At 62.3% G+C, this 22642-nt stretch carries 16 protein-coding genes and 1 tRNA gene (1 of these 17 only partly in view); 9 read left to right on the top strand and 8 right to left on the bottom strand.

Annotated features, from left to right (window positions below; genetic code table 11):
- Positions 1-6810, bottom strand: the beginning of a protein-coding gene (locus tag PIN01S_RS11965) for an Ig-like domain-containing protein (protein ID WP_084335898.1). The gene continues 35811 nt to the left of window position 1, outside the view; only the first 6810 of its 42621 coding nucleotides appear in the window; its start codon is at positions 6808-6810; its stop codon lies beyond the left edge, outside the window.
- Positions 6811-7301: 491 nt separating this feature from the next.
- Between PIN01S_RS11965 and PIN01S_RS11970 the strand changes: the two genes are divergently transcribed.
- Both PIN01S_RS11970 and gspD read left to right on the top strand, forming a co-directional pair.
- Positions 7302-7955 carry a type II secretion system protein N gene (locus PIN01S_RS11970; protein ID WP_084335899.1) on the top strand — a complete coding sequence of 218 codons (654 nt, stop codon included), beginning with the start codon at positions 7302-7304 and terminating at the stop codon, positions 7953-7955.
- A 4-nt stretch (positions 7956-7959) separates the two neighbouring features.
- Positions 7960-9909, top strand: a complete 1950-nt coding sequence (gene gspD / locus PIN01S_RS11975) for a type II secretion system secretin GspD (protein WP_084335900.1) — start codon at positions 7960-7962, stop codon at positions 9907-9909.
- 159 nt (positions 9910-10068) lie between these two features.
- Here gspD and PIN01S_RS11980 read toward each other — a convergent pair.
- Positions 10069-10144: transfer RNA gene (locus PIN01S_RS11980), tRNA-Thr, on the bottom strand.
- A 107-nt stretch (positions 10145-10251) separates the two neighbouring features.
- On the bottom strand, positions 10252-10944 hold the full coding sequence (locus PIN01S_RS11985; RefSeq protein WP_084335901.1) for a TetR/AcrR family transcriptional regulator: 693 nt from the start codon (positions 10942-10944) through the stop codon (positions 10252-10254).
- A gap of 259 nt (positions 10945-11203) precedes the next feature.
- On the opposite strand from PIN01S_RS11985, the gene PIN01S_RS11990 reads away from it, so the two are divergent.
- The 5 genes from PIN01S_RS11990 (at position 11204) to PIN01S_RS12010 (ending at position 15801) form a co-directional block, all read left to right on the top strand.
- Positions 11204-12643, top strand: a complete 1440-nt coding sequence (locus tag PIN01S_RS11990; RefSeq protein WP_084335902.1) for a coniferyl aldehyde dehydrogenase — start codon at positions 11204-11206, stop codon at positions 12641-12643.
- Positions 12644-12680: 37 nt separating this feature from the next.
- Positions 12681-13226: a twin-arginine translocation pathway signal protein gene (locus PIN01S_RS11995; protein ID WP_084335903.1), complete on the top strand. Its 546-nt coding sequence runs from the start codon at positions 12681-12683 to the stop codon at positions 13224-13226.
- A gap of 45 nt (positions 13227-13271) precedes the next feature.
- Positions 13272-14867, top strand: coding sequence for a GMC family oxidoreductase (locus PIN01S_RS12000; protein WP_084335904.1), 1596 nt, complete (start codon positions 13272-13274; stop codon positions 14865-14867).
- A 101-nt stretch (positions 14868-14968) separates the two neighbouring features.
- Positions 14969-15448 carry a pantetheine-phosphate adenylyltransferase gene (gene coaD, locus PIN01S_RS12005; RefSeq protein ID WP_084335905.1) on the top strand — a complete coding sequence of 160 codons (480 nt, stop codon included), beginning with the start codon at positions 14969-14971 and terminating at the stop codon, positions 15446-15448.
- 101 nt (positions 15449-15549) lie between these two features.
- Entirely contained in the window at positions 15550-15801 is a 252-nt protein-coding gene (locus tag PIN01S_RS12010) for a YfhL family 4Fe-4S dicluster ferredoxin (RefSeq protein ID WP_084335906.1), read from the top strand.
- 46 nt (positions 15802-15847) lie between these two features.
- Here PIN01S_RS12010 and PIN01S_RS12015 read toward each other — a convergent pair whose 3' ends face one another.
- From PIN01S_RS12015 to PIN01S_RS12035, 5 genes are all read right to left on the bottom strand, one after another.
- Positions 15848-17707 (bottom strand): Na/Pi cotransporter family protein, encoded by a 1860-nt coding sequence (locus PIN01S_RS12015; RefSeq protein WP_084335907.1) that lies wholly within the window; start codon positions 17705-17707, stop codon positions 15848-15850.
- An 8-nt stretch (positions 17708-17715) separates the two neighbouring features.
- Entirely contained in the window at positions 17716-18060 is a 345-nt protein-coding gene (locus PIN01S_RS12020) for a multidrug transporter (protein ID WP_084335908.1), read from the bottom strand.
- 77 nt (positions 18061-18137) lie between these two features.
- A complete protein-coding gene (locus PIN01S_RS12025; protein WP_084335909.1) occupies positions 18138-18719 on the bottom strand; it encodes a lysophospholipid acyltransferase family protein in 582 nt (193 codons plus the stop codon).
- 64 nt (positions 18720-18783) lie between these two features.
- Positions 18784-19596 carry a bifunctional DNA-formamidopyrimidine glycosylase/DNA-(apurinic or apyrimidinic site) lyase gene (mutM, locus tag PIN01S_RS12030; RefSeq protein WP_084335910.1) on the bottom strand — a complete coding sequence of 271 codons (813 nt, stop codon included), beginning with the start codon at positions 19594-19596 and terminating at the stop codon, positions 18784-18786.
- A gap of 62 nt (positions 19597-19658) precedes the next feature.
- Positions 19659-20471 carry an HDOD domain-containing protein gene (locus PIN01S_RS12035; RefSeq protein WP_168190896.1) on the bottom strand — a complete coding sequence of 271 codons (813 nt, stop codon included), beginning with the start codon at positions 20469-20471 and terminating at the stop codon, positions 19659-19661.
- A gap of 257 nt (positions 20472-20728) precedes the next feature.
- Here PIN01S_RS12035 and PIN01S_RS12040 point away from each other — a divergent pair, with 257 nt between their 5' ends.
- Positions 20729-21268, top strand: coding sequence for a type 1 glutamine amidotransferase domain-containing protein (locus tag PIN01S_RS12040; RefSeq protein ID WP_084335912.1), 540 nt, complete (start codon positions 20729-20731; stop codon positions 21266-21268).
- A gap of 78 nt (positions 21269-21346) precedes the next feature.
- A complete protein-coding gene (locus PIN01S_RS12045; protein ID WP_084335913.1) occupies positions 21347-22543 on the top strand; it encodes a class I SAM-dependent rRNA methyltransferase in 1197 nt (398 codons plus the stop codon).
- The last annotated feature ends 99 nt before the right edge of the window (positions 22544-22642 follow it).

Raw genomic sequence — 22642 nt, forward strand, 5'->3', positions numbered from 1 at the left:
GTAGCTGTTGGCGACGTCGTAGGCATCCACTTTGACCCAGACCTCGACGGCACTCACCTGGTCGTGGGTCACGCCAAAGCCGTCAAGGATTTGCTGCAGGCGATCCACATGGAGCACCTGGGTATATTCCGGGGTATCGATGTCGACCGTGGAAACCGGCTTGTAGTCATCGGCCGGAATCCCTTCGATGTTGCGCACCTGGACGAAGTCCTGGATGCGTGCCTGCGCTTCTCCCTTCACCAGCACGCTGTAGGCGCGCGACACGGTGATGCGGTTGACCTTGACGTTATCCAGGGCCTGCACGCCGACGGTGAAGTCGCTGTCTTCAATGGCGCCGAAACCGATGCCCGGTCTGGTGATCGCGGCCTTGGGCGCGATAGTGTCCGCAGCGACGTTGAACTCCCGATGGAACAAGCCCACCGCTCCATCGGAGTCGGTAATCTGCGCGGTCAGCTTGAGCTTCTCGTTGTAACGGATCAGCCCCTGCGGCACCTCCAGCACGAAGGTTCTCTGAAGCGCATAGGGACTTTCCATGCGACCGAAATCGGCCGCTATGTCGGCGTCGTAGTTGGCCGCGAAACTGTCGTGAATGCTGAGGAAGGCGGCTTCGACGACTTTATCGCCCCCCGCAGCCGTATTGCTCGCGGAAGACAGAATCGGCAACGGCACACCGTTGGCGAACACTTTCAAACGATCCGAGGAAAGGAACCGGTCGTCCGCCGCTACCAGGCCAACCCGGATGCGGAAGGTCCCTGCTGCAATGTCCTGCTCCTCGGCTGGCGCTGTAATACGAACTTCCGGTACCACGTTGACCAGCGGATGGATCAGCAGGGTACGCTGCGCAACATGGCCATAGGTATCGACCAGTTCTACCCGGTATTCGGTTGGTTCGGTCTGGTCGAAGAGGATTTCGGTCTTGTCCTCGGCAGACAGCGGTGCAGGCTGCGGGCAGGGTGCCGGGAAGGTCCGCTCGTATACCGTAGCGGCAACGCTGCCATCCCGCTTGAGGCGCTGGACGCGGTAGGCCGCCAGCCCCGCATCATCGCGCAGCCGGGTATCGAGGCGGAATTTCTCGTTGGTACGTACCCAGAACTCGCCATAGTTGATGCGCGCCGGCTCTGTCAGCGCTTTCTTGTAGACCCCATTCACCCAGTAGGTATTGAAACCGGTGATGGCGAGCTCGGGCTTCTCGTTGGCCTGCAGCGGATACACCATGCTGTGCTCGGTGCTGCGGCCGCTCCAGTCCTCGGCAATCAGCGTCAACTCGAGTTCGCCGCTATCGAACGCCTTGGGTACCCGATAGGGAATCTGCCAACTGCGCTGACCGAAGGTCACGCCGAGGTCATGGATCGTACGACTGCGGTTCTCGAGCAGGCGGAGACTTTTCAGGGCGCGGCTATCGTCGTCGAACTCGACCTTCATATCGAGCTGCTGCAGGGGAATGGCCACGCTACCGACTGCCGGAGACAGGATTTTCGCGGTAGGCGCGATCTCATCCAGGCTCAGGGCCTGCTGCAACAGCGGCTGGAGAGCCTGCTCGCCGCGCTCGACCGATAGACGATCAATGGCATGACCGAACAGTGTCACGCTGCCGCTCTGTACATCGGCCGGAATAGGCATGAGCAATGAATAACGCTGGTCGACACCTGGCAGGTTGGCGCTGTTGGCCAGTTGCAGGAATGCGACTTGCTCGCCGGCGCCTACGCCATCCTGCAACAACAAGTTGACTGCATAACGGCCCGGCACACGGGCGCCGTTGGCATTCGGCAGATCGGCCGCCACGCCCTCCTGCAGACTGAACTGGATGCCACGGATGAAACCGGGGATGCCACTGCGAGGACGCAGTACCAGACGTGTAGTGTCGGTATTGAACAGCGTATCGAGCGCCAGCAGTCCATTGGGCGCCTCAATTTCGCGAATCGCGGGACGAACCTGACAGAGGTTGCGCGAATAGGTCTCCATCGTCCAGAAACCGGTCTGGTCGCCAACCTGGAGACTCCTGGGCTGCTGCGATTCCTCTCCTCCATCCAGCAGTAGACGATCGCCTTGTACCTGGACGAACGCCTTGCCATTCAGAAGAAGCCCCCCTTGCCAGCCCTGGGCCTCCGGATAGGCCAGGCTGATACGAGCACGATTGCGCGCGGGTTGGCTCTCCTGGCGAGTCAGCCCCCGAATGTCACGAGCGGTGCCACCCAGCTCGCGCAAGGAGCTGATCACCAACAGATGATCGACCGCATCCTGCGAACTGCCCGAGGAGAAGTCGTCGGTAACCGTCAGGGTTCCGCGCAGCGGCTGGCCACGCTGCTGGCTATCGCTCGGCTGGCCGTCCCGCCATGCCAGCTTCGGTGGCAGGTCACGCTGGATCAGCAGACGTCGGGTCTGCTGGCTTTCGTTGCCGAGCAGGTCCTTGGCCTTGATGACCAACGTCAGCGCGACAGGCTCTTCTTGCGGACGGTAGCGAGCGATGTCCAGCGTGACAGCAGCCCCCTGGGGAATCGCCACATCCGCTGCGCTGAGATTGCTCGCCTGGGCGAGCACTTCGTCGCGGCCCTGATCGTCCAGCAACCGCACCTCGTAGGATGCGACGGCCGTTTCGTCCTGCAGGCTGGCCCGCAGCTCGACGGTCTGACGTTCGAACAACCGCTCCGACGGCGACTGAATCGTGATGCGTGGTCCGGTCTCATCCGCCAGGACCTTGATATTGATCGGTTTGCTACGGGTCTCGTTGACGCCACGATCACGGGCACGCACGACCAGTTGCAACACCTGCCCCGCATAACGACGGCTCAGTTCGGGCGTCAGACGCAACCGGGCATCGAAATCGGCATAGAATCGTTGCCCCGCGATGATCGATCCCAAGGTGCCGGGGTTGGGAATCTTGACGGTCTCGACACGATCCTTGCGGCTGAAAATTTCCCAGGGCAGTTTGTGTTCTTCGCGGGTCTGGGGGTCGATCAACACGGCGTCGATCGCATCGACGTACTGGTTGTCGCCGGCACTGCCCTGCAGATCGAAACTTTTCCCTGGCTCCAGACTGAAGTCCGCAATGGGCTTGTTCATCTGCAGCGTCGGCGCCTCGGTGTCGTCGACGATATCCAGCTCGAACATCGCCTCGGTCACCTGGTTGGCGCTGTCGAAGGCCCGCACACCGATATCGTCCCCGGCGGCGGCCTTGTTCGGCACGCGCAACGAAGCGCTGAGATAACTTCCCTGGTCCTGATTCAATTCGCTGCCGGTAAAAGCGCGCAGGACCGTGGTCTGTCCGCCCTGGCGGAGGAAGAACTCCACACGGGTCAGCTTGCGATCGTCCTGGGCCAGAACCTGAGCATTGAAAGACTCACCCTCGTACAGGCGCGCTCCCGGAGCTGGAGCGCGGACGCTGACCAACGGTGGCTGATCCCGTTCGATGGGGAAGCGCCAGAAGGTGGGCTCGGCTTCGTTTCCGTACTGGTCCGCACCACGCAACTCGACCACCAGCTCGTCACCTTGCTCCGGAACGGTGACGGTAAAGGACTGCTCGTAAGTCGCAACCGCGAGGTTATCGACGCTATACAGCGTCCGAGCGCCTGCCAGGGCACGCAGGGACACCAGCCGGGTGTCGTCCACGCCCCGCACTTTCATGCTGATCGTGTTGCCGGCATAGATCGGCGCCCCCTGTATCGGCGACAGCACCGCCAGGCGCGGACCAAGGACATCGGCCATCACCGGAACATCGAGATTCGCGACATCGCCGCGCTGGCCACCGTCGTCTACCGCGGCCACACGGAGCCTCAAGGTGCGGTTCTGGTTGCCCAGCGCCAAGGGCTTCAGGGGAATGGTCAGGCGGTTGACGGTTTCGGGACCCGGTATCAGACCTGCCTGGGCATCGATGCGTTTTTCCCATAAGGGTGCAGCGCCCCCGTCCTGCCACAAGCTGGCCTCCAGTGCATGGACGGCGATGTCGTCGGTGGCGATGACCTCCACGACCACGTCGTCCTGGCTGTAGACCCGGCTCTGGGTGGGATTGATGGCACGAACCCTGGGCTTGGCATCATCCTGAATGCCAATGAGCGCCTGCAGTTCCGAGGTATTGCCGGTGCCGTCGGTGGCAATGGCCCGAATCGGATAGGTGTCATAACGCACGCCGTCGAGGTGCTTGAACGCTGGCGCCGCAACAACCTTGAGCGCGGAAAACGCCTTGAGCGTCCCTGGAATCGATTGCAGCGTGAGGTTGCCATCCACATTGCTCAGGTGATCCTGCAGATCGCCGGTCAGGACGTACCCCACCCCATCGCGCTTGGCAACGCCATAGAGATCCAGGCGCTCCACGCCAACATTGTCGTAACCGGTGAGTTTCAGGACAAAGGTGCTGTTCTCGACGACCGGAGCCAGATCCTTGCCGGCGTCACTGACGTTTATGCTCGGAGAAGCCAGGTTGAGGACGGGCTGCTCCTCGTCCTTGCCAAGGGTGACATTGACCACTGCACTACGGGCAAGCTGACCGGCACTGTCGGTGGCCTCGGCATGGATCGCCAGCGGCGCTTCCTTCACTACCCCTTGCGGAGTCTGGTACACGACGGCGAACGGCGCCCGCAGGTCCGTCCCTACCAGTTTGCCGTTGACGAAGAAGTCAACCTGGCGCATGCCCAGGTCATCGGTCGCATTGGCCCGGAGTTCGACCGGCTGGCCGGAGACCAGATGCATACCCTCTACCGGATGACTGAGTGAGACCGTGGGTAACTGATCGCCCTTTACCGGCAGCAGTAGCTTCTCGGAAAGGTTGCTCTGCTCGTGCTGATCCACCACCCGAGCACGCAACTCCAGCGTGGTGCCAAGCCATTCGGGCTTGATCGGGAGCTGGAAGGAGTGGGTGGCACTGCGAATCCCGAAGGCGTTGCCATCGTAGTTCTTGACCTGGTGGCGATACGACTGGACTTCTTCGCCATTGACCTGCAGGAAAAGGTCGGTCCCGGCATCCAGTGTGTCGTCGCTGGCTTCAACGGTAACCGTCACGGTCTGGCCGACAGTAGCCAGACTGCCCACCGCAGGCTGCGTGATACGCGTGGTCGGCCGCTGGTTCTGCAGAACACGCAGAAGACGAGCCGGGGCGTCTTTCACGCCGCCATTACGAGAATACACGCGTGCGGACAGCGCCAGGCTGGTCTCCTGCACGGAGATATCGGGAACTGTCAGATCTACCAGCCAAAGCTCGAACAGCTCCTTCCGATTCGGGTCGCTCGGCAAAGGCCGCTGTTCCAGGACGGGGAACATCGTCTCGCCGACCTTGCGGCCATCCATGAAGTATTCGACGCGACTGATGCCGCTCTGATACTCCACGTCAGGCAACACGCCCAGGCTGGCGGCGATGACGGCACGAATCTGGCTGTTTTCAACGACACGCTGAGCATCGACCGGCGTTTCAAACGTAAAGGCCGGGACGGTGGGATTGCTCTTCGCCACGACCCGGACCGTTCGCTCGGGTGAACTCTGGCTGTTGCCTGCGCTATCGAACGCCACGACGCGCAAATGCAGCTCATGCCCTTCCAATTCCTGCTCGATGGGAAGGCTCAGTGCATAGGGCGGCGCTACGCGTCGACCGACCAGGCTGCCATCCAGCCAGAATTCGACGCCTTTCACCGCAACATCGTCGGTGGCATTGGCCGCCAATTCGAGAACAGAACCAACAGCGATGCTGGCTGGTGGCTGGAGATCGACAGAAGGCGCAGCGTCTTCGGCGGCGACCGGTAAGTCGACGCCGATATCCGGATAGCGCTGCAGGTTCAGATGGACCGTCAAGGGGCTCTGGTCGGGAATCTGCGCCCGCGCCAGGAGTTCGTGCCGCTCGTTGCTTTCCAGTACCCCTTCGCTGCCATCCGGCAACCGCATTTCCACGACCAGGCTATCCGCCAGGGGGGCTTCGCTGCCGTCATCGAAGACTGCCAGCAGGGGAGGCAATTTTTGAAATTCATTCAGACGACTCAGCACCAGCGGCTGGCCTGATGCCTGCCCATTGAATTTCAGGGAGGTCAGGCGGCGACTGAAGTCGACTTTCACCGGCAGGCTGATTTCCGCCAGGCCGGGGTAGTTCAAATAAACGAAAACCGCCTCACCGGCGGTTTCCTGCAAGGGATAGACGACACCCTCGGCGCTGACCCAAACCTTCTCAGGACTGGAGGAGCGGTAACTGACGCCTTGCCCCAGCCCCGCCAAAGGCGTAGGCCCGCGAAATTCGAAATCCACCTCGGGAATCAAACGGGCCGATTGCAGCGCGTCACTGAATATCAGGCTGCCGGGACTGACGCTGATGGAGCGGGCCGCTTCGTCGACGCTATCTCCGGTGAAGCGAATATCCGAATAGCTGTTCTGGTTGCCGGATGCGTCCACGGCCGTCGCCTGGACCATGACCAACGCGTTACGTGCAACCTCTTCGGCCGACAAAGAAGGTTCGATGCGCTGGCGCAAGCTGTAGCGGCTTTGCCCATCGACGGAGGGATAGACCCTTACGGCCTCAGGCATACGCAGGAAAGCCCGGCTCTCCGCCTGACTCACGACACCACCTGCGGCACGCAAGTCCGAAGCACGCAGGCCGGTGAAGGCAATACTCAGGTAACTGAGATCGACATCATCCCGAGCATCAAAGCTGGCAACCAGATATTGCTGCCCGTCCTCCATTTCGATAGCCAGCTGCGTCAGTTGCAGATCAGGCAACTGTCGCTCGGAAGCGAAACTTTCGCTGTAGTCCTTCTTGGTACCGTCGACATAGGAGAGGCGAACTGCCGGCTGCAGCATGCCGCTGCCTTCCAGGCGGAAGTTGAAAGAACAACTGGCCACCGAGTCTCCGTCACGCAGGGCATCGGTAGGCAAAAAACGCTGATTGGTAGCAGGAATGGAGACTTCGACGAGATTACGACAATCGGCTATGGCGAGGGTGTAGTCGACCGCATCACCGGAGCTGCCAAGAGGCGCTGCGGCTCGGATATCGAATTCAGCGAACGCGAGTGCGGGAGCCGCCAGCGCGCAGAGCGTGGCAAGCAAGCGTCGAATTCCGGTAAAGCTGCATCCGTGCGGCATGGCGGATGAAAAGTTCCATTTATTTTGTAAATCCAAGACCAGTTCATTGATAGAACCAGCCTTTTCGGTGGCACAATGCTATAGATCGTAATATTTCATTTCAAGGTGGAAAAATTCCGCTACATCGGCGAATAGACAGGAAATGTGATGCGATTCAAAGAAAACCTTTGTGAAGTTCCGCCTATCAGCCTCTGTCTTTGCAGCGGAAACCCGCGCCGATAGTATTGCCACGCCATCACAGGGAAGCGTCTATGGCCTCGACTCCTTTCACACTCACTACTCTCGCGACTGCCCGCTTCAGCCGCTTGGCCATCTTTTCTGTGGTGATCATGGCGATGCTCGGAAGCCTCGGCTGGCAAGCTATGGGTTTTTACCGCCAACTTCAGCAACCCTTCGCCGATAGAACGCCGCCGTCCGCCCCCAGCAAGGCAGAACCGCATATTGCGGAAATGAACAAGGCAATCCTTCAACTCTTTGGCTCTACCGAGTTACAGCCCGGAGACATCAGCGACACCAATCAACCGCTTCCCGAAAGTAATTTGAATCTTTCGGTATCGGCGATTTTTCACAAGACGAAACCCGGGAAAAGCACCGTGATCCTGAAGGATGGGGACAAAGAACTCATCCTCAATCCTGGCGACGAGGCGCGGCCTGGCATTCTGGTCCATCGGATCGACAGCAACCGCATCACCCTGAAGCGGAACGGCAAGCTTGAACAGATCAGCCTCAAGGGATTCGGGGAGATCGAAGGCCTTTCCTCAACCGCCCCTTCTCTTCCGCTGGCCGAAGTGCCTGAGCAAAGCGATCCGTATGCCAGCCAGCCTCTGGAGCCGCCTGTTCCCACACAACCTGCGTCGACCGCTTATCAGCAATTCATCCAGCGCAAACTTGCGCAAAACAAGTAGTTGAGTGATCGAAGTGTCCAACCGAATCTTGCCGTATCTGTTGTTGAGCCTGTGCCTGGTCTCTCCCATTGCGTCAGCCGAGGAAGACCAGCCGACGGGCGCCGTACCTGAGCAGCAGGACGGACAGGTGGATAGCCACGTAAAGATCAACATGCAGGACACCAATATCCGCTCCTTCATCGAGTGGATAGCCAAGGCCACCGGCAAGAACTTCATCATCGACCCGCGAGTGACCGGCAAGGTCACGGTGATCTCCAACGAGGCGATGACGCCCGAAGAGGCCTATCGCGTTTTCCTTTCCGTGCTGCAGGTACATGGCTTTTCAGCTATCGAGGCCGATAGCGCGGTGAAGGTCATTCCCGACGCCAATGCCAAGCAGAGCGGCGTGCCGCTGGTGGATGACGACCGCCTCAACGACGATCAACAGGTGGTCCGGGTGATCCGCTCGGAGCATGTCCCGGCGACACAGCTGGTGAACATCCTGCGCCCCATGGTCCCACAGGTCGGCCATCTGGCTGCCTATCCGGACAGCAACGCCCTGATCATTTCCGACCGAGCTTCGAACATCAATCAGCTGCTCAAGCTGGTCGCGGAAATCGACAAGGCCGGACAATTCGAAATCGACGTGATTCCGCTCAAGTTCGCTAACGCGAAAGAGCTTTCCGGCATGCTCGGCAACCTCACCCCACAAGGCGGGGGACAGGAAGGCGCGACCAAGGTCAGCATCTCCGTCGATGAGCGAACCAACAGCGTCCTGATTTCGGGAGACCCCAGCAAACGCCAGCAACTGCGCGACGTTCTCACCAGCCTGGACAAGCCCGGCAACCTGATTCGCGATACACGCGTCCTGTATTTGCATTATCTGAAGGCATCGGAAGTTGCCCAGGTCCTGCAAAACGTCGCATCCAGTATCCAGAAGCAAGACAAGGACGTCGGCGTGAGCAGCGCCGAGATATCCATCCAGGCCAGCGACACCACCAATGCCCTGGTCATCAGCGCCCCGCCGGCCATCATGACCACAATCGAAGGGGTAGTGGAGCGTCTCGATATCAGGCGCGCACAAGTACTGGTAGAGGCCGTCATTGTCGAAGTTTCCACCAACAAGGTGAACGAGCTCGGTGTTCAGTGGAAAACATCCGATGGAGCGGTAGGTGGAGACGGGTTGTTCGGCGGCTTCAAATCATCTTTGAAGGGCAACGCCATTGATAGTTTTCCTGGCAAGGATATGGCCCTGGATGCGGGCTTGAGCATGGGCTTCTACAACAATGGATCACTGCGCGCGCTGATCCGGATGCTGTCCACCGACGACTCGATGAACATCCTGTCCACCCCCAACTTGGTTACTCTGGACAACGAAGAAGGAAAGATCGTCGTCGGCCAGAACGTTCCCTTCGTCACCGGCAGTTCGACCAGCGCATCCAATCCTTCCACCAATCCATTCCAAACCATCGAGCGGCAGGACGTCGGTATCACGCTCAAGATAAAGCCCCAGATCAACGAGGGCGACTCGGTCACGCTCAACGTCTACCAAGAGATATCCAGCGTCACCAGTGACACCAGTGCCGCCGATATCGTGACCAACAAGCGCTCGATCGAAACGCGGGTACTCATCAAGGACAACATGACCCTGGTTCTCGGAGGGCTGATTTCCGATGAAGTGCGTGACTCCGGTGATCGGGTTCCTTTCCTCTCGAAAATCCCGATCATCGGCAAGCTGTTTCGCAGCGATAGAAAGGAAGTCAGCAAAAAGAACCTGATGGTTTTCATCAAGCCGACCATCATCAATGACTTCGAGCACGCGGACCAACTGACCGAAGGCAAGTACAACTTCATCCGTGACAGGCAGTTGCGCTATGCCGAACAGGATGTACCCGCTGGAACACCTACACTGCCGGATCGCCTGAACAGCGCGAAAAAGGAACTCGAAATACGGAATACGGTTCCGCTGAATTGATTTCGGCGCCAGTCAGTTCGGCAACCGCTACGCCAAGCGCCCTCCGGTTGATCGACAAGGAACGCTGCTCAACCTAGAAAGGCGTGGCGGCAGCCAACCCAAAGCGGATTTCGAAAAACAAAAAAGGCTTACGATTTCTCGTAAGCCTTTTCAATTTGATGGTGCCGGCACCAGGAGTCGAACCCGGGACCTACTGATTACAAGTCAGTTGCTCTACCAGCTGAGCTATACCGGCACTGGAGGGCGGCCATTATAGCGTTTGGTTCGGAACTGTAAACCGGCTCGAGAGATTCGGAAGCGTGTGGTCGTTCGGACTTTTACGCTGAGGCGCCAGCTCCCCGATCAAGCCTCGGCGGCTTCCGCCTGCAGGCTGGTTCCGGTCACCTCTCCCAGTGGCACGTACAGGCGTTGGAACACGGCATCCACGGCTGCCCGTGCCTGCGGTGCGATGTAGCCGCTCTCCAGTGCCAGTACCTGATAGATGCCACGCCGCAGCATCTCCTCGCTGAGGTCGGCCGACGGGCCGCGGGTGGTGCAGAGGAAGCGTACCCAGGAAGTCATGATGATCCAGCCGTTCAGGGTCAGGGCTTCGATCTGCGCGGGGGTCATCAGCAGGATACCGGCGTCGACGAAGCCCTGGTAGATCGCCTGGGCATTGGTCAGGCAGCGCTGGGCGAACAAGCGGTAGCGCTCGGCCAGTTCGTCGTCGGATTCGAGCAGATGCTCCAGATCGCGGTGGAGAAAGCGGTAGTGCCACATCGCGGCGAGCAGCGCTTCCAGATAGAAGGTCTTGTCGTCCACCGTCAGGGCGCGTCCTTTGGGCAGACGCAGGAAGCGGTCGACCTGGGTTTCGTACTGGGCGAACAGCTCGGCGATGATCGCCTGCTTGTTGCGGAAGTGGTAGTAGAGGTTGCCCGGCGAGATCTCCAGGTGCGCGGCGATGTGGTTGGTGGTCACGCTGCGCTCGCCCTGGGCATTGAACAGCTCCAGGCTGGCCTGGACGATGCGTTCGCGGGTCTTGGGTCTTGGCGCCATGGGTCTCTTTATCTGCTGCCTGATGATGGTTCGGCCTTGCGACGTCGCCAAAGGTACACCGCTCGCCGCCGGGAAACACGCCTGTGTTACCCCACGCCGCAACCGATGATGCCTGGCTAGCTTTTCGTTGGGCTGCGCTGGGTGACGGATGGACGCATGCTATTTGACAGTCTAGAGCAATTACTCTAAAACACTGTCACCTTTTCCCGGAACGCCGCCAGCCGCGGCTTCCAGTGCCGGATCGTCGAGGAGCTCCGCCATGGTCGCCGACATCGCGCAATTCAAGACCCTGCAACAGAACCAGCAGCAGATCGCCCGGCTGGACGAATTGTTCGCCCGCCAACGCGAAGCCTTCCGCGCCGCTCCCATGCCATCCGCGGAACAGCGCATCCAGTGGCTGAAGGCACTGCGTGATCTGCTGTTCAACGAGCAGGATGCGCTGATCCGGGCGATTTCCGAGGACTTCGGCAATCGCTCCGCCGACGAGACTCTGTTGGCGGAGATCATGCCCAGCCTGCACAACATCCATTACGCGACCAAACGCGTGAAGAAGTGGATGAAGCCCTCGCGCCGCTCGGTCGGCCTGGCTTTCCAACCGGCTTCGGCCAAGGTGGTGTACCAGCCGCTCGGGGTCGTGGGAGTGATCGTGCCGTGGAATTACCCGCTGTACCTGGCCATCGGCCCGCTGGTGGCGGCCCTCGCCGCCGGCAACCGGGTGATGATCAAGATGAGCGAGTCCACGCCCGTCACCTCGCAACTGGTCAAGGACCTGCTCGCTCGGGTCTTCCCGGACGATCTGGTCGCCGTGGTCCTCGGCGAGGCGGAAGTGGGCATGGCCTTTTCCAAGCTGCCGTTCGATCACCTGCTGTTCACCGGCGCCACCAGCATCGGCAAGCATGTGATGCGCGCAGCCGCGGAAAACCTTACCCCGGTGACCCTGGAGCTCGGCGGCAAGTCGCCGGCCATCGTTTCCGACGACGTGCCCCTGGCCCACGCGGCGGAGCGCATCGCCTTCGGCAAAACCCTCAATGCCGGCCAGACCTGCGTGGCGCCGGATTACGTGCTGGTGCCGCGGGATCGGATCGAAGCCTTCGTCCAGGCCTACCGGGAAGCAGTTCAGGGCTTCTTCCCCCGACTTGAGGACAACCCGGACTACACGGCCATCATCAACGAGCGCCAGCTCAGCCGCCTCAATGGCTACCTGGCGGATGCCGTGAGTAAAGGCGCCGAGCTGGTGCCACTGTTCCCGGGGGCCCAGGGCCGGCGCCTGCCGCACACGCTGCTGCTGAACGTGACGGATGAAATGAAGGTGATGCAGGACGAAATCTTCGGGCCCCTGCTGCCGATCGTGCCCTATGACCGCCTCGACCAGGCCTTCGCCTATATCAACCAGCGGCCGCGGCCGTTGGCCCTCTATTACTTTGGCTATGACAGGGCCGAGCAGCAGCGCGTGTTGCACGAGACACACTCTGGCGGCGTCTGCCTGAACGATTGCCTGCTGCACGTCGCCCAGGACGACCTGCCGTTCGGTGGCATAGGCCATTCCGGCATGGGCCATTACCACGGCTACGAAGGGTTCCTGACCTTCAGCAAGGCCAAGGGCGTGTTCGTCAAACAGCGGCTCAACGCAGCGAAGATGATCTACCCGCCCTACGGCAAGGCGATCCAGAAGCTCGTCTACAAACTGTTCGTGCGCTAACGGCAGTCCCTCTTTCGCAGTACCGGTGAATACAACAATGACAGACACCACCCTCGATACCGACGGCCTCTCACGCCGTCGCTTGCTTAAGGTCGGCCTGTTCGGCTCGGCCTTCCTGGCCACCGCCGGGCTCACCGCCACGCTCAGCGGCTGCTCGGCGAGCACGCCGGCCAGCGGTTACGCCATCCTCCGCGAATCCGACCTGCCGTTTCTCCGCGCCCTCATTCCAGTGATGCTGGAAGGCGCGGTGCCGGCGGAACGCATGCCCCAGGCCATCGATGGCACCTTGCAGAGCCTGGACTACAGCCTCGACCGGCTCTCCCCCGAGATGCTCAAGCTCACCGTGCAGTTGTTCGATGTGCTCGCCCTGCCGATCACACGCGGCCCGCTGACCGGCGTCTGGGGCCGCTGGGAAAACGCCTCCGCGCAGGATGTGCGCAATTTCCTCGACCGTTGGCAGAACAGCGTCATCGGGCTTCTGAAGATGGGGCATGCCTCGCTGCTGCAACTGGTCATGATGGCCTGGTACAGCCGCCCTGAATCCTGGGCGCACTGCGGCTATCCCGGCCCGCCGACGGTCTGACGCTTCGCGTTCCGCACGACTATTACAAGAAGAGATACGCCTGAGATGCCCGTACCCGATCTGTTCGCCGAAGGCCTCGCCCGCGGCTGGAAAACTCATGACGGCTCCCGCCTGGAGCAGGACCTGACCCTCGAAGCCGATGTCGCCATCGTCGGCAGCGGCGCGGGCGGCGGCACCACGGCGGAAATCCTCAGCGCCGCCGGGTTCAAGGTCCTGCTGATCGAGGAGGGGCCGCTGAAGACCAGCGGCGACTTCAAGATGCAGGAAGCCGAAGCCTACGGCTCGCTGTACCAGGAAGGCATCGGCCGGATGAGCAAGGACGGCGCCATCACCATCCTCCAAGGCCGCGCCGTCGGCGGTACCACGCTGGTCAACTGGACTTCTAGCTTCCGCACCCCGGAGCCGACCCTGGAGCACTGGGCCAGGGAGCACGACGTGAAAGGCCACAGCCCTGCGGACATGGCGCCGTGGTTCGAACGCATGGAACAGCGCCTGGGCGTCACGCCCTGGGCGATCCCGCCGAATGCCAACAACGACGTGCTGCGCGCCGGTTGCGAGCAGCTCGGTTACCACTGGAAAGTCATCCCACGTAACGTACGCGGCTGCTGGAACCTCGGCTACTGCGGCATGGGCTGCCCGACCAACGCCAAGCAATCCATGCTGGTCACCACCATTCCGGCGACGCTGGACAAGGGCGGTGAGCTGCTTTACCTGGCGCGGGCCGAACGCCTGCTGCTGGAGGGCGACCGGGTGACTGGCATCGAATGCCTGGGCATGGACCCACGCTGCGTGGCACCGAACGGTCGCAAGGTGCTGGTCCGCGCCCGGCACTACGTGCTCGCTGGTGGCGGCATCAACACACCGGCGCTGCTGCTGCGCTCCGGCGCGCCGGACCCACATGAGCGCACTGGCAAGCGTACCTTCCTTCATCTGGTGAATTTCTCCGCCGCGCAGTTCGACCAGGTGATCAATCCCTTCTACGGCGCACCGCAATCGATCTATTCGGACCATTTCCAGTGGCTGGACGGCACCACCGGCGCGATGAGCTACAAGCTGGAGGTGCCGCCGTTGCAACCGGCCCTCACCGCCACCCTGCTCGGCCGCTTCGGCACTGACAATGCGTTGCGCATGGAACAGTTGCCGCACACCAACGTGATGCTCGCCCTGCTGCGCGACGGTTTCCATCCGGAGAGCGCGGAGGGCACGGTTGAGCTACGGGGCGATGGCAGCCCGGTGCTCGACTACCGGATGACCGACTACACCTGGGACGGCGTGCGCCGTGCCTTTCACAGCATGGCCGAGATCCAGTTCGCCGCAGGCGCCAAGGCCGTGTTGCCGCTGCATGCCGACGCCGACTACGTGAAAACACCACAGGCCGCCCGCGAACTGATCGACGGCCTCAGCCTGGAGCTGTACCGCACCCGCCTGGGCAGCGCCCATGTGATGGGCGGCTGTGCCATGGGCGAAGACCCGAAGAAGGCGGTCGCCGACAGCCTGGGGCGCCATCACCAGCTGGAAAACCTGTCGATCCATGACGGCTCGCTGTTCCCCACCAGCATCGGCGCCAACCCGCAGTTGTCCATTTACGGTCTGACTGCGCAATTGTCGAGCCTGCTGGCCGAGCGCCTGGGCAAAGCCTGAAACCGGACGGTGGCCCAGGAACGATCGCCCGCCGAACTTGAAGCCCGGCGTCCTGAGCCGCTACCATCCGAGTCCCCAACGGACCCCGCCAGGACGTCGCGATGAATCGAGTGTTGTACCCGGGCACTTTCGACCCCATCACCAAGGGACATGGCGACCTGGTCGAACGTGCCTCGCGCCTGTTCGACCACGTGATCATCGCGGTCGCCGCCAGCCCGAAGAAGAATCCGCTGTTCTCCCTGGAACAGCGTGTGGAGCTGGCGCGCGAAGTGACCAAGCACCTGCCCAACGTCGAGGTCATGGGCTTCGCCACCCTGTTGGCGCAGTTCGCCCGTGAGCAGAAGGCCAATGTGCTGCTGCGTGGCCTGCGCGCGGTGTCCGACTTCGAGTACGAATTCCAGTTGGCCAACATGAACCGCCAACTGGCCCCGGAAGTGGAAAGTCTGTTCCTGACCCCGTCGGAGAAGTATTCCTTCATCTCCTCCACCCTGGTGCGCGAAATCGCCGCGCTGGGCGGAGACATCAGCAACTTCGTCCATCCCGCCGTGGCCGATGCGCTGACGGAGCGCTTCAAGCGCTGAATGCAGTTCGGCGCCCCGGCGTGCACGACGGGCGCCGATGCGGCACAATTCGCCGCGTCCCAACCGTGCCGTACCCGCCGACCCCGGCAGGAGTTTGTTTCATGTCCCTGAAAATCACCGACGACTGCATCAACTGCGACGTCTGCGAGCCTGAATGCCCGAATGGTGCGATTTCCCAAGGCGAGGAGATCTACGTGATCGACCCGAACCTGTGCACCGAGTGCGTCGGCCACTATGACGAGCCGCAATGCCAGCAGGTCTGCCCGGTGGATTGCATCCCGCTCGACCCTGATCATGTGGAAAGCAAGGACGAGCTGATGCAGAAGTACCTGATCATCACCGGCAAGGTCTGATCCGCACCGGCCCGCTTGCATCTTGCGCGACCGCTGCCGGCTGGCATCAGTCCAGGCGGATCAGCGGCCGATCGTCATCTGGCGCCAACTGGCGCACCGCCCGGAACATCTCGTTGCCCTCGCCCAGCCCGAGCAGCAGCACGTTGCGCAGACTCTGGGTGATGCGGCTGGCATAGCCCAGGTCGTTCATCAGCGAACTGGCCAGCAGACCGTCGAGGCGCTTGTCACGCACATCGGCGAATAACCGGTGGCGAAAAGTCGCGTCGAACTGGGCGGCTTTCTCATCCAGTTCCCGCAGGCGCTCAGCCCAGGCTTCCTCGGGCAGTTCCAGGCGTCCCAGTTCACGTACCTGGCGCAGCACGCCCAGCAGGTGGCGGCGCAACTCTACGTAATCGTCCCGCACCGCCGAATCGCCCTGGTGCAGGAAGCGGCCGAGGTTTTTTTGCAGGTGCTTGGCATCCTTGACCGCATCCACCAGTTGCAGCGCCACCAGTTGGCAATGCACCCAGAATTCCTGGTGCGGCGTATCCAGATCGGCTTCGAGCCGGCTCATGAAGCTCAGCAGGTCGGCGTAGACGCCCTTGATATGGCGCTGATAGAGCTGTTCGGCATCCAGTTCGTGGGGGCCGGGTTGACCGCGCATACGAGCCTCGTCGAGCGGCCCGCTCAACTGATCGACCGGCAGGTAGAGCGCATGGCAGATCACTTCCAGGCTCAAACGGCCGAGGTGCTGCAACTCGAGCACCACCGCGTGGGCGGCGGCATCCGCCGAGGCCAGGGCCGCATCGTCCAGATAACGGCTGTGGGTGACTGCCGGCTCGGTATCCGGATGCGTCAGCTCGGTGATCAGCACATGGGGTTCCACCGGCTCCGGCAACAGGCGCTCCAGCAGGCCGGCCAGGCGGGTTTGCCAGGGCCAGAACAGGAGGACGCCGATGGAATTGAACAGGGTATGGAACAGCGCCAACTGGATCAGCGCGTTATCGCCCAGCCCAACCTGCCGGCCGAGCCAATGCACCAAGGCGCCCAATGGAACCAGCAGGGCGAGCGCGATCAGTGCGGTGACCAGATTGAACAACACATGCGCCAGGGCCAGCCGCTGACCGGCGCGTCCGCCGCGCAGCGAGCCGATCACCGCAGTCACCGTGCTGCCGACATTGGAGCCGATGGCGATCGCCAGCCCTTGGTCCAGCATCAGTTGCCCACTGCTCAGCGCGGCCAGGGTCAGCATCAGGCTCGCATGGCTGGACTGCAGCACCACCGTCACCAGCACGCCGATGCCGACGAAGGTCAACTGGCCGAGGAATCCAGGTAGCGCATAGTGCAGCGGATCGAAGCCGCCCCCGACCGCGGCGAAGCCGGTTTTCATCTGGTCGATGCCGAGGAACAGGAAGGCGATGCCCAGCAGCAGGCGGCCCACGGCCCGGCTGCGCTCGCCGTTGAACCCGGCCAGCACGCCGAATACCAACAACGGCAGGGCCAGCGGCCCCAGGCTGAGGTTTTGTCCGGCCAGTGCCAACAGCCAGATACCGCTGGTCGTGCCCAGGTTGGCGCCGAAGATGATGGCGATGCCGGCAGCTAGCTTGATCAGGCCGCTGCTGATGAAGGCGATGGTGAGCAGGGAAACCAGCGAACTGGACTGGGTCAGCATGGTGGCGCTGACGCCGAACATCAGGCTCTTGAATGGCGTCGCCGTGCTGCGGGCGAGAAGGCTTTCGAGCTTGCCGCCGGCCAGGTCGCGCAACGCCTCTTCCAGGCATTGCATACCGAACAGGAAAAGCGCCAACCCGGCACTGAGCTGGAGCCAACCGGCACTGAGCCAGAAGGAGAACGCCAGCAGCGCGCCGAGACAGCAGCCGAGAAAAAGCCGCAGCCCCGGTTGGAGGCTGCGGCCCGGATCAGGCATTCAGCCGATCAGTTCTGCTTGTAGCCGCTCATGGTGCAGCCCAGGCAGCGCACGAACGCTTCCTTGCCCGGCTCGACCACCAGCGATTTGCCGGCTTCGCCGACGTTACCGCCCAGGGCGGTGAACGGCAGGCTGACGAGGAAGGCGGCGGCACCGATAACGGTAGCGCCGATCAGCAGCGGACGGGCGATCAACAGGTCGCCCATCATCGCGTAGCCCTTGGGCGCTTCGACGGTGTAGGTTGGGTCGCCGCTGGTGTTTTCCTGCTGCACCACCTCGTTCGCTTGGGCGGGCAAGGTCAGCAGGCCGGTGGTCAGCGCCAGGACAGCAGCGGTGGTACGAAACAGGTTCATGGGAAGCGATCCTTCATGTGTTCGGGTCGATGCGGCTAACTATAACAGCGCTTTGCCAGTTGTCAGCGTGACGGGCATCAATCGCCGTGGAACGCATTTTCAGGTTTTTTTGGCTCGTATGGCTGAAAGAAGGCCAGCAAAGCTCGCAGATCGGCCTGCTCGTCGCCGGTCGGCCAGAAGGGCGCGCCGATGACGAGGCGCCGGTTGCGATAATCCAGCGCCCCCGGAACGATCGGCACGCCAGCACCCCGGGCGATATGGTAGAAGCCCATCTTCCAGCGCTCGACCCGCCGCCGTGTGCCCTCCGGCGACAGCACCAGCATGAACTCGCGCTGCTGCTCGAAGCTTTTCACCGCCTGCTCGACCACGTTCAGGCGCAGGTGACGCTGGATCGGAATGCCACCCCAGCGGCGCATCAACCCACCGAATGGCCAGCGGAAGATGCTGTGCTTGCCGAACCAGCGCGCATTCAGGCGCAGTACGAACTTGGCCGCGATGAACAGGACGAAATCCCAGTTGGACGTGTGGTGCGCGCCGATGACCACGAACTTGTCGAGCGCTGGCAGCTCGCCTTCGATGCGCCAACCGCCCATGAGTCTGAACATGGCGCGACCAACCGCTTCGGCGAAGCGGTTGCGCGGCAGATAGTTACCGGACATCTGAACCTCGGTAGCGCATGTCTCTTGTTGTTGTCGTTATCACGGGCGCGTTGCAGGCCGAGCCTCAGCGCTGGCAGCGGCCGCAGTAAACACTCGCCCTCTGCCCGAGGCGGATTTCCTTCAGAGTCGAGCCGCAGGTCTTGCAGAATTCACCGCCCCGTCCGTACACGAACAGCTCCTGCTGGAAGTAGCCGGGCTGGCCGTCGCCGCCAACGAAGTCGCGCAGCGTGGTACCGCCGCGCTCGATGGCGTGGGCGAGAATCCGCTTGATCTCCACTGCCAACGCGACATAGCGCGCCCGCGAGATCGAGCCGGCGGCGCGGCGCGGGTCGATGCCGGCGGCGAACAGCGCCTCGCTGGCGTAGATGTTGCCCACCCCGACCACCACGGCGTTGTCCATGATGAACGGCTTGACCGCCATGCTGCGTCCCCGCGAAAGCTGGTACAGGCGCTCGCCGTCGAAGGCATCGGTCAGCGGTTCAGGCCCCAGGCTGCGCAACAGTTCATGGTTGAGCGGGTCCTGGCTCCAGAGCAGGGCTCCAAACCGGCGCGGGTCGGTGTAGCGCAGCGCCATTCCCGACTCCAGCTCGATATCCACATGCTCGTGCTTGGCAGCCGGCAGGCCGCATTCCACCAGGCGCAGACTGCCGGACATACCGAGATGGCCGATCAACGTGCCCGCTTCCGCCTTGAGCAGCAAGTACTTGGCGCGCCGCTCCACGCTCTCGATGCGCTGGCCGGACAGGCGCACGTCCAGGTCTTCCGGAATCGGCCAGCGCAGCCGCCGTTCGCGTACGACGACACGGCTGACGCGCTGCCCCTCCAGATAAGGAGCGATACCGCGGCGGGTGGTTTCGACTTCGGGTAATTCAGGCATACGAGGCAGACACGGGGTGAAGAACAGGGCGGCAGGCTAGCACGACGAAACGCAGCCGTCGCTCAGCAGGCGCCCAGTTCGCGGATGCTTTCCTTGAGGTTCTCGAAGTCGTACTCGGACAGGCCGACGTACTCCAGCACCAGTTGCTCGATGCTGTTCCACTCGTGGTCGTCCGGCTGGTTGCCCAGGACTTCGTAGCTTGCACAGATGTGCTCGGCCATCTTGAGGATCGCCAGCAGCGTCTTGAGCTGTGCATCGCGGCTGGATTCGTCGCTGAAGATCGCCAGGGCATTGTGGTGATTGGCAATGGCCTCGCACAGGTGCAGCGGCAGGTTCCACGACTTGGCGGTGAAATAGCCGACCACCGCGTGGTTGGTGTTGAGCAACTGGTTCTCGGTGTCCACCACGCGCCGCTCGCCGTTGGCGCGGGCGTAGGCTTCCTCCAGCACGGTCATGTAATCGGGGAAACGCTTGAGCATCAGCGGGATGCCGCAGTTGTGGAACAGGCCGAGGGCATAGGCCTCGTCGGCCGCCTGGTAGCCGATGCGCTTGGCCAGGCTGAGGCAGGCCATGGCCACGTCCTGAGCGCTGTCCCAAAAGCGGTTGAGGGTGACGATGGTTTCGTCGGTCATCTCGCCCTTGATCGACTGGGCGTTGATCAGGTTGATCACCGTGTCGCAGCCGAGCAGATTGACCGCCTGCTGGATCGAAGCGATGCGGTTGGACAGGCCGAAGAACGGAGAATTGACGATCTTCAGCAAGGCGCCGGAGAGCCCCGGGTCCTGCCCGATCAGGCGGGCAATGCTCTTCAGGTCGGGATTGGGCATGACCTGCTCCATCTGCAGGTCGACCATGATCTGCGGTTGCGGCGGCACGCTGATGCCCTGCAATACCTGGCGGATCTGTTCGGCGGAAAGTTCGTGGGCCATGTGCGGAAACTCGGCGGAAGACTGCTCGTTCTACTTCGACCGCCTTCGAGGGGGCGGGCATCTACCCGATGCGGATCGGGACGCGGCACTTTGCCACGAACCCAAAACGGAACTTTGCGGGTGAACCGGGTCGGAATTCAAGTGGGTCGCCCTGCTTTGGCGACCGGCAACCAGCCCTTTCATCCGATCGAAGGAGGTAACCGATGGCAACGTCCCTCAGCGGTAAACGGGTGGCCCTTCTGGTCACCGACGGTTTCGAACAGGCCGAGCTGACCGGCCCCAAGGAAGCCCTGGAAAAGGCCGGGGCGAAGACCGAGATTCTCTCCTCCCACGCCGGCCAGGTGACCGGTTGGAACCACACCACGCCGGCCGACAGATTCCCCGTCGACAAGACCTTCGAAGTGGCCCGGATCGACGATTACGATGCCATCGTCCTGCCGGGCGGGGTGGTCAACGCCGACACCATCCGCACCGACGAACTGGCCGTGGAGCTGGTCAAGGACGCCGCCCGCGCCGACAAGCCGATCGCCGTCATTTGCCATGGCGCCTGGCTGCTCGCCTCCGCCGACCTGGTCGACGGCAAGACCATGACCAGTTGGCCCTCGTTGCAGGACGATCTGCGCAACGCCGGCGCCACCTGGGTCGATAAGGAAGTGGTGGTGGACGGCAAGTTGATCAGCAGCCGCAAGCCGGACGACATCCCGGTCTTCAGCCAGAAGCTGATCGAGGCCCTCGCCGCCTGACCGTTCGCCGGGGCGCCGCGCCCGCGACCCGCCCCGGCCGACAGGGTATACTTCCGCTCTTTTTTCCCGGAGCGCCCCATGTCCCTGCTCAGCCTGCGCCTGAAAGCCAATGCCGACCGCCGTCTGCGCGCCGGCCACCTGTGGGTCTACAGCAACGAGGTGGACGTCGTCGCCACTCCGCTGAACGCCTTCGCCGCCGGCGACCAGGCCGTGCTCGAGGCCAGCAACGGCAAGGTGCTCGGTATCGTCGCGCTGAGCCCGAACAACCTGATCTGCGCCCGCCTGATTTCCCGCGACCCCAAGCACAGCCTGGACAAGTCGCTGCTGGTGCATCGCCTCAATGTCGCCCTGTCCCTGCGTGACCGTCTGTTCGACAAGCCTTTCTACCGCCTGGCCTACGGCGATTCCGACCTGCTCCCCGGCCTGGTGGTGGACCGCTTCGGCGACATCCTGGTCGCCCAGTTGGCCTCCGCCGCCATGGAGCGCCACAAGGACGACGTCCTCGCAGCCCTGGTCCAGGTACTCAAGCCGTCGGGCGTGCTGTGGAAGAACGACTCCAGCGCGCGTGACGCCGAAGGGCTGGAGCGCTACGTCAAGATCGCCCACGGCGACGTACCGGAATGGGTACCGCTGGAAGAGAACGGCGTGAAGTTCGAAGCACCGGTGCTGCAAGGCCAGAAGACCGGCTGGTTCTACGACCACCGCATGAATCGCGCACGCCTGGCCCCCTATGTGAAGGGCAAGCGGGTGCTCGACCTGTTCAGCTATATCGGTGGCTGGGGTGTGCAGGCCGCCGCCTTCGGCGCTACCGAAGTGATGTGCGTGGATGCCTCCGGATTCGCCCTCGACGGCGTGGAACGCAACGCCGCGCTGAACGGCCTGTCCGAGCAGGTCGCCTGCATCGAGGGCGACGTCTTCGAAGCGCTGAAGGAGTTGAAGGCCGCCGAGGAACGCTTCGACGTGGTCATCGCTGATCCGCCGGCCTTCATCAAGCGCAAGAAGGACTTCAAGAACGGCGAGGCCGCCTACCGTCGCCTCAACGAACAGGCCATGCGCCTGCTGAACAAGGACGGCATCCTGGTCAGCGCCTCCTGCTCCATGCACCTGCCGGAAGACGACCTGCAGAACCTCCTGCTCGGCAGCGCCCGCCACCTGGACCGCAACATCCAGTTGCTGGAACGCGGCGCCCAGGGCCCGGACCACCCGGTCCACCCGGCAATCGCCGAGACCCGCTACATCAAGAGCCTGACCGTGCGCCTACTGCCCAATAGCTAGCCCTTGTGGGAGCGAATTCATTCGCGATCGACGAAGCGCCCCGCTGCCCTTATCGCGAATAATTCGCTCCCACACGTTCCGGGTTGTTCCGGCCGACCG

Source organism: Pseudomonas indica NBRC 103045 (assembly GCF_002091635.1).
GTDB lineage: Bacteria > Pseudomonadota > Gammaproteobacteria > Pseudomonadales > Pseudomonadaceae > Pseudomonas_M > Pseudomonas_M indica.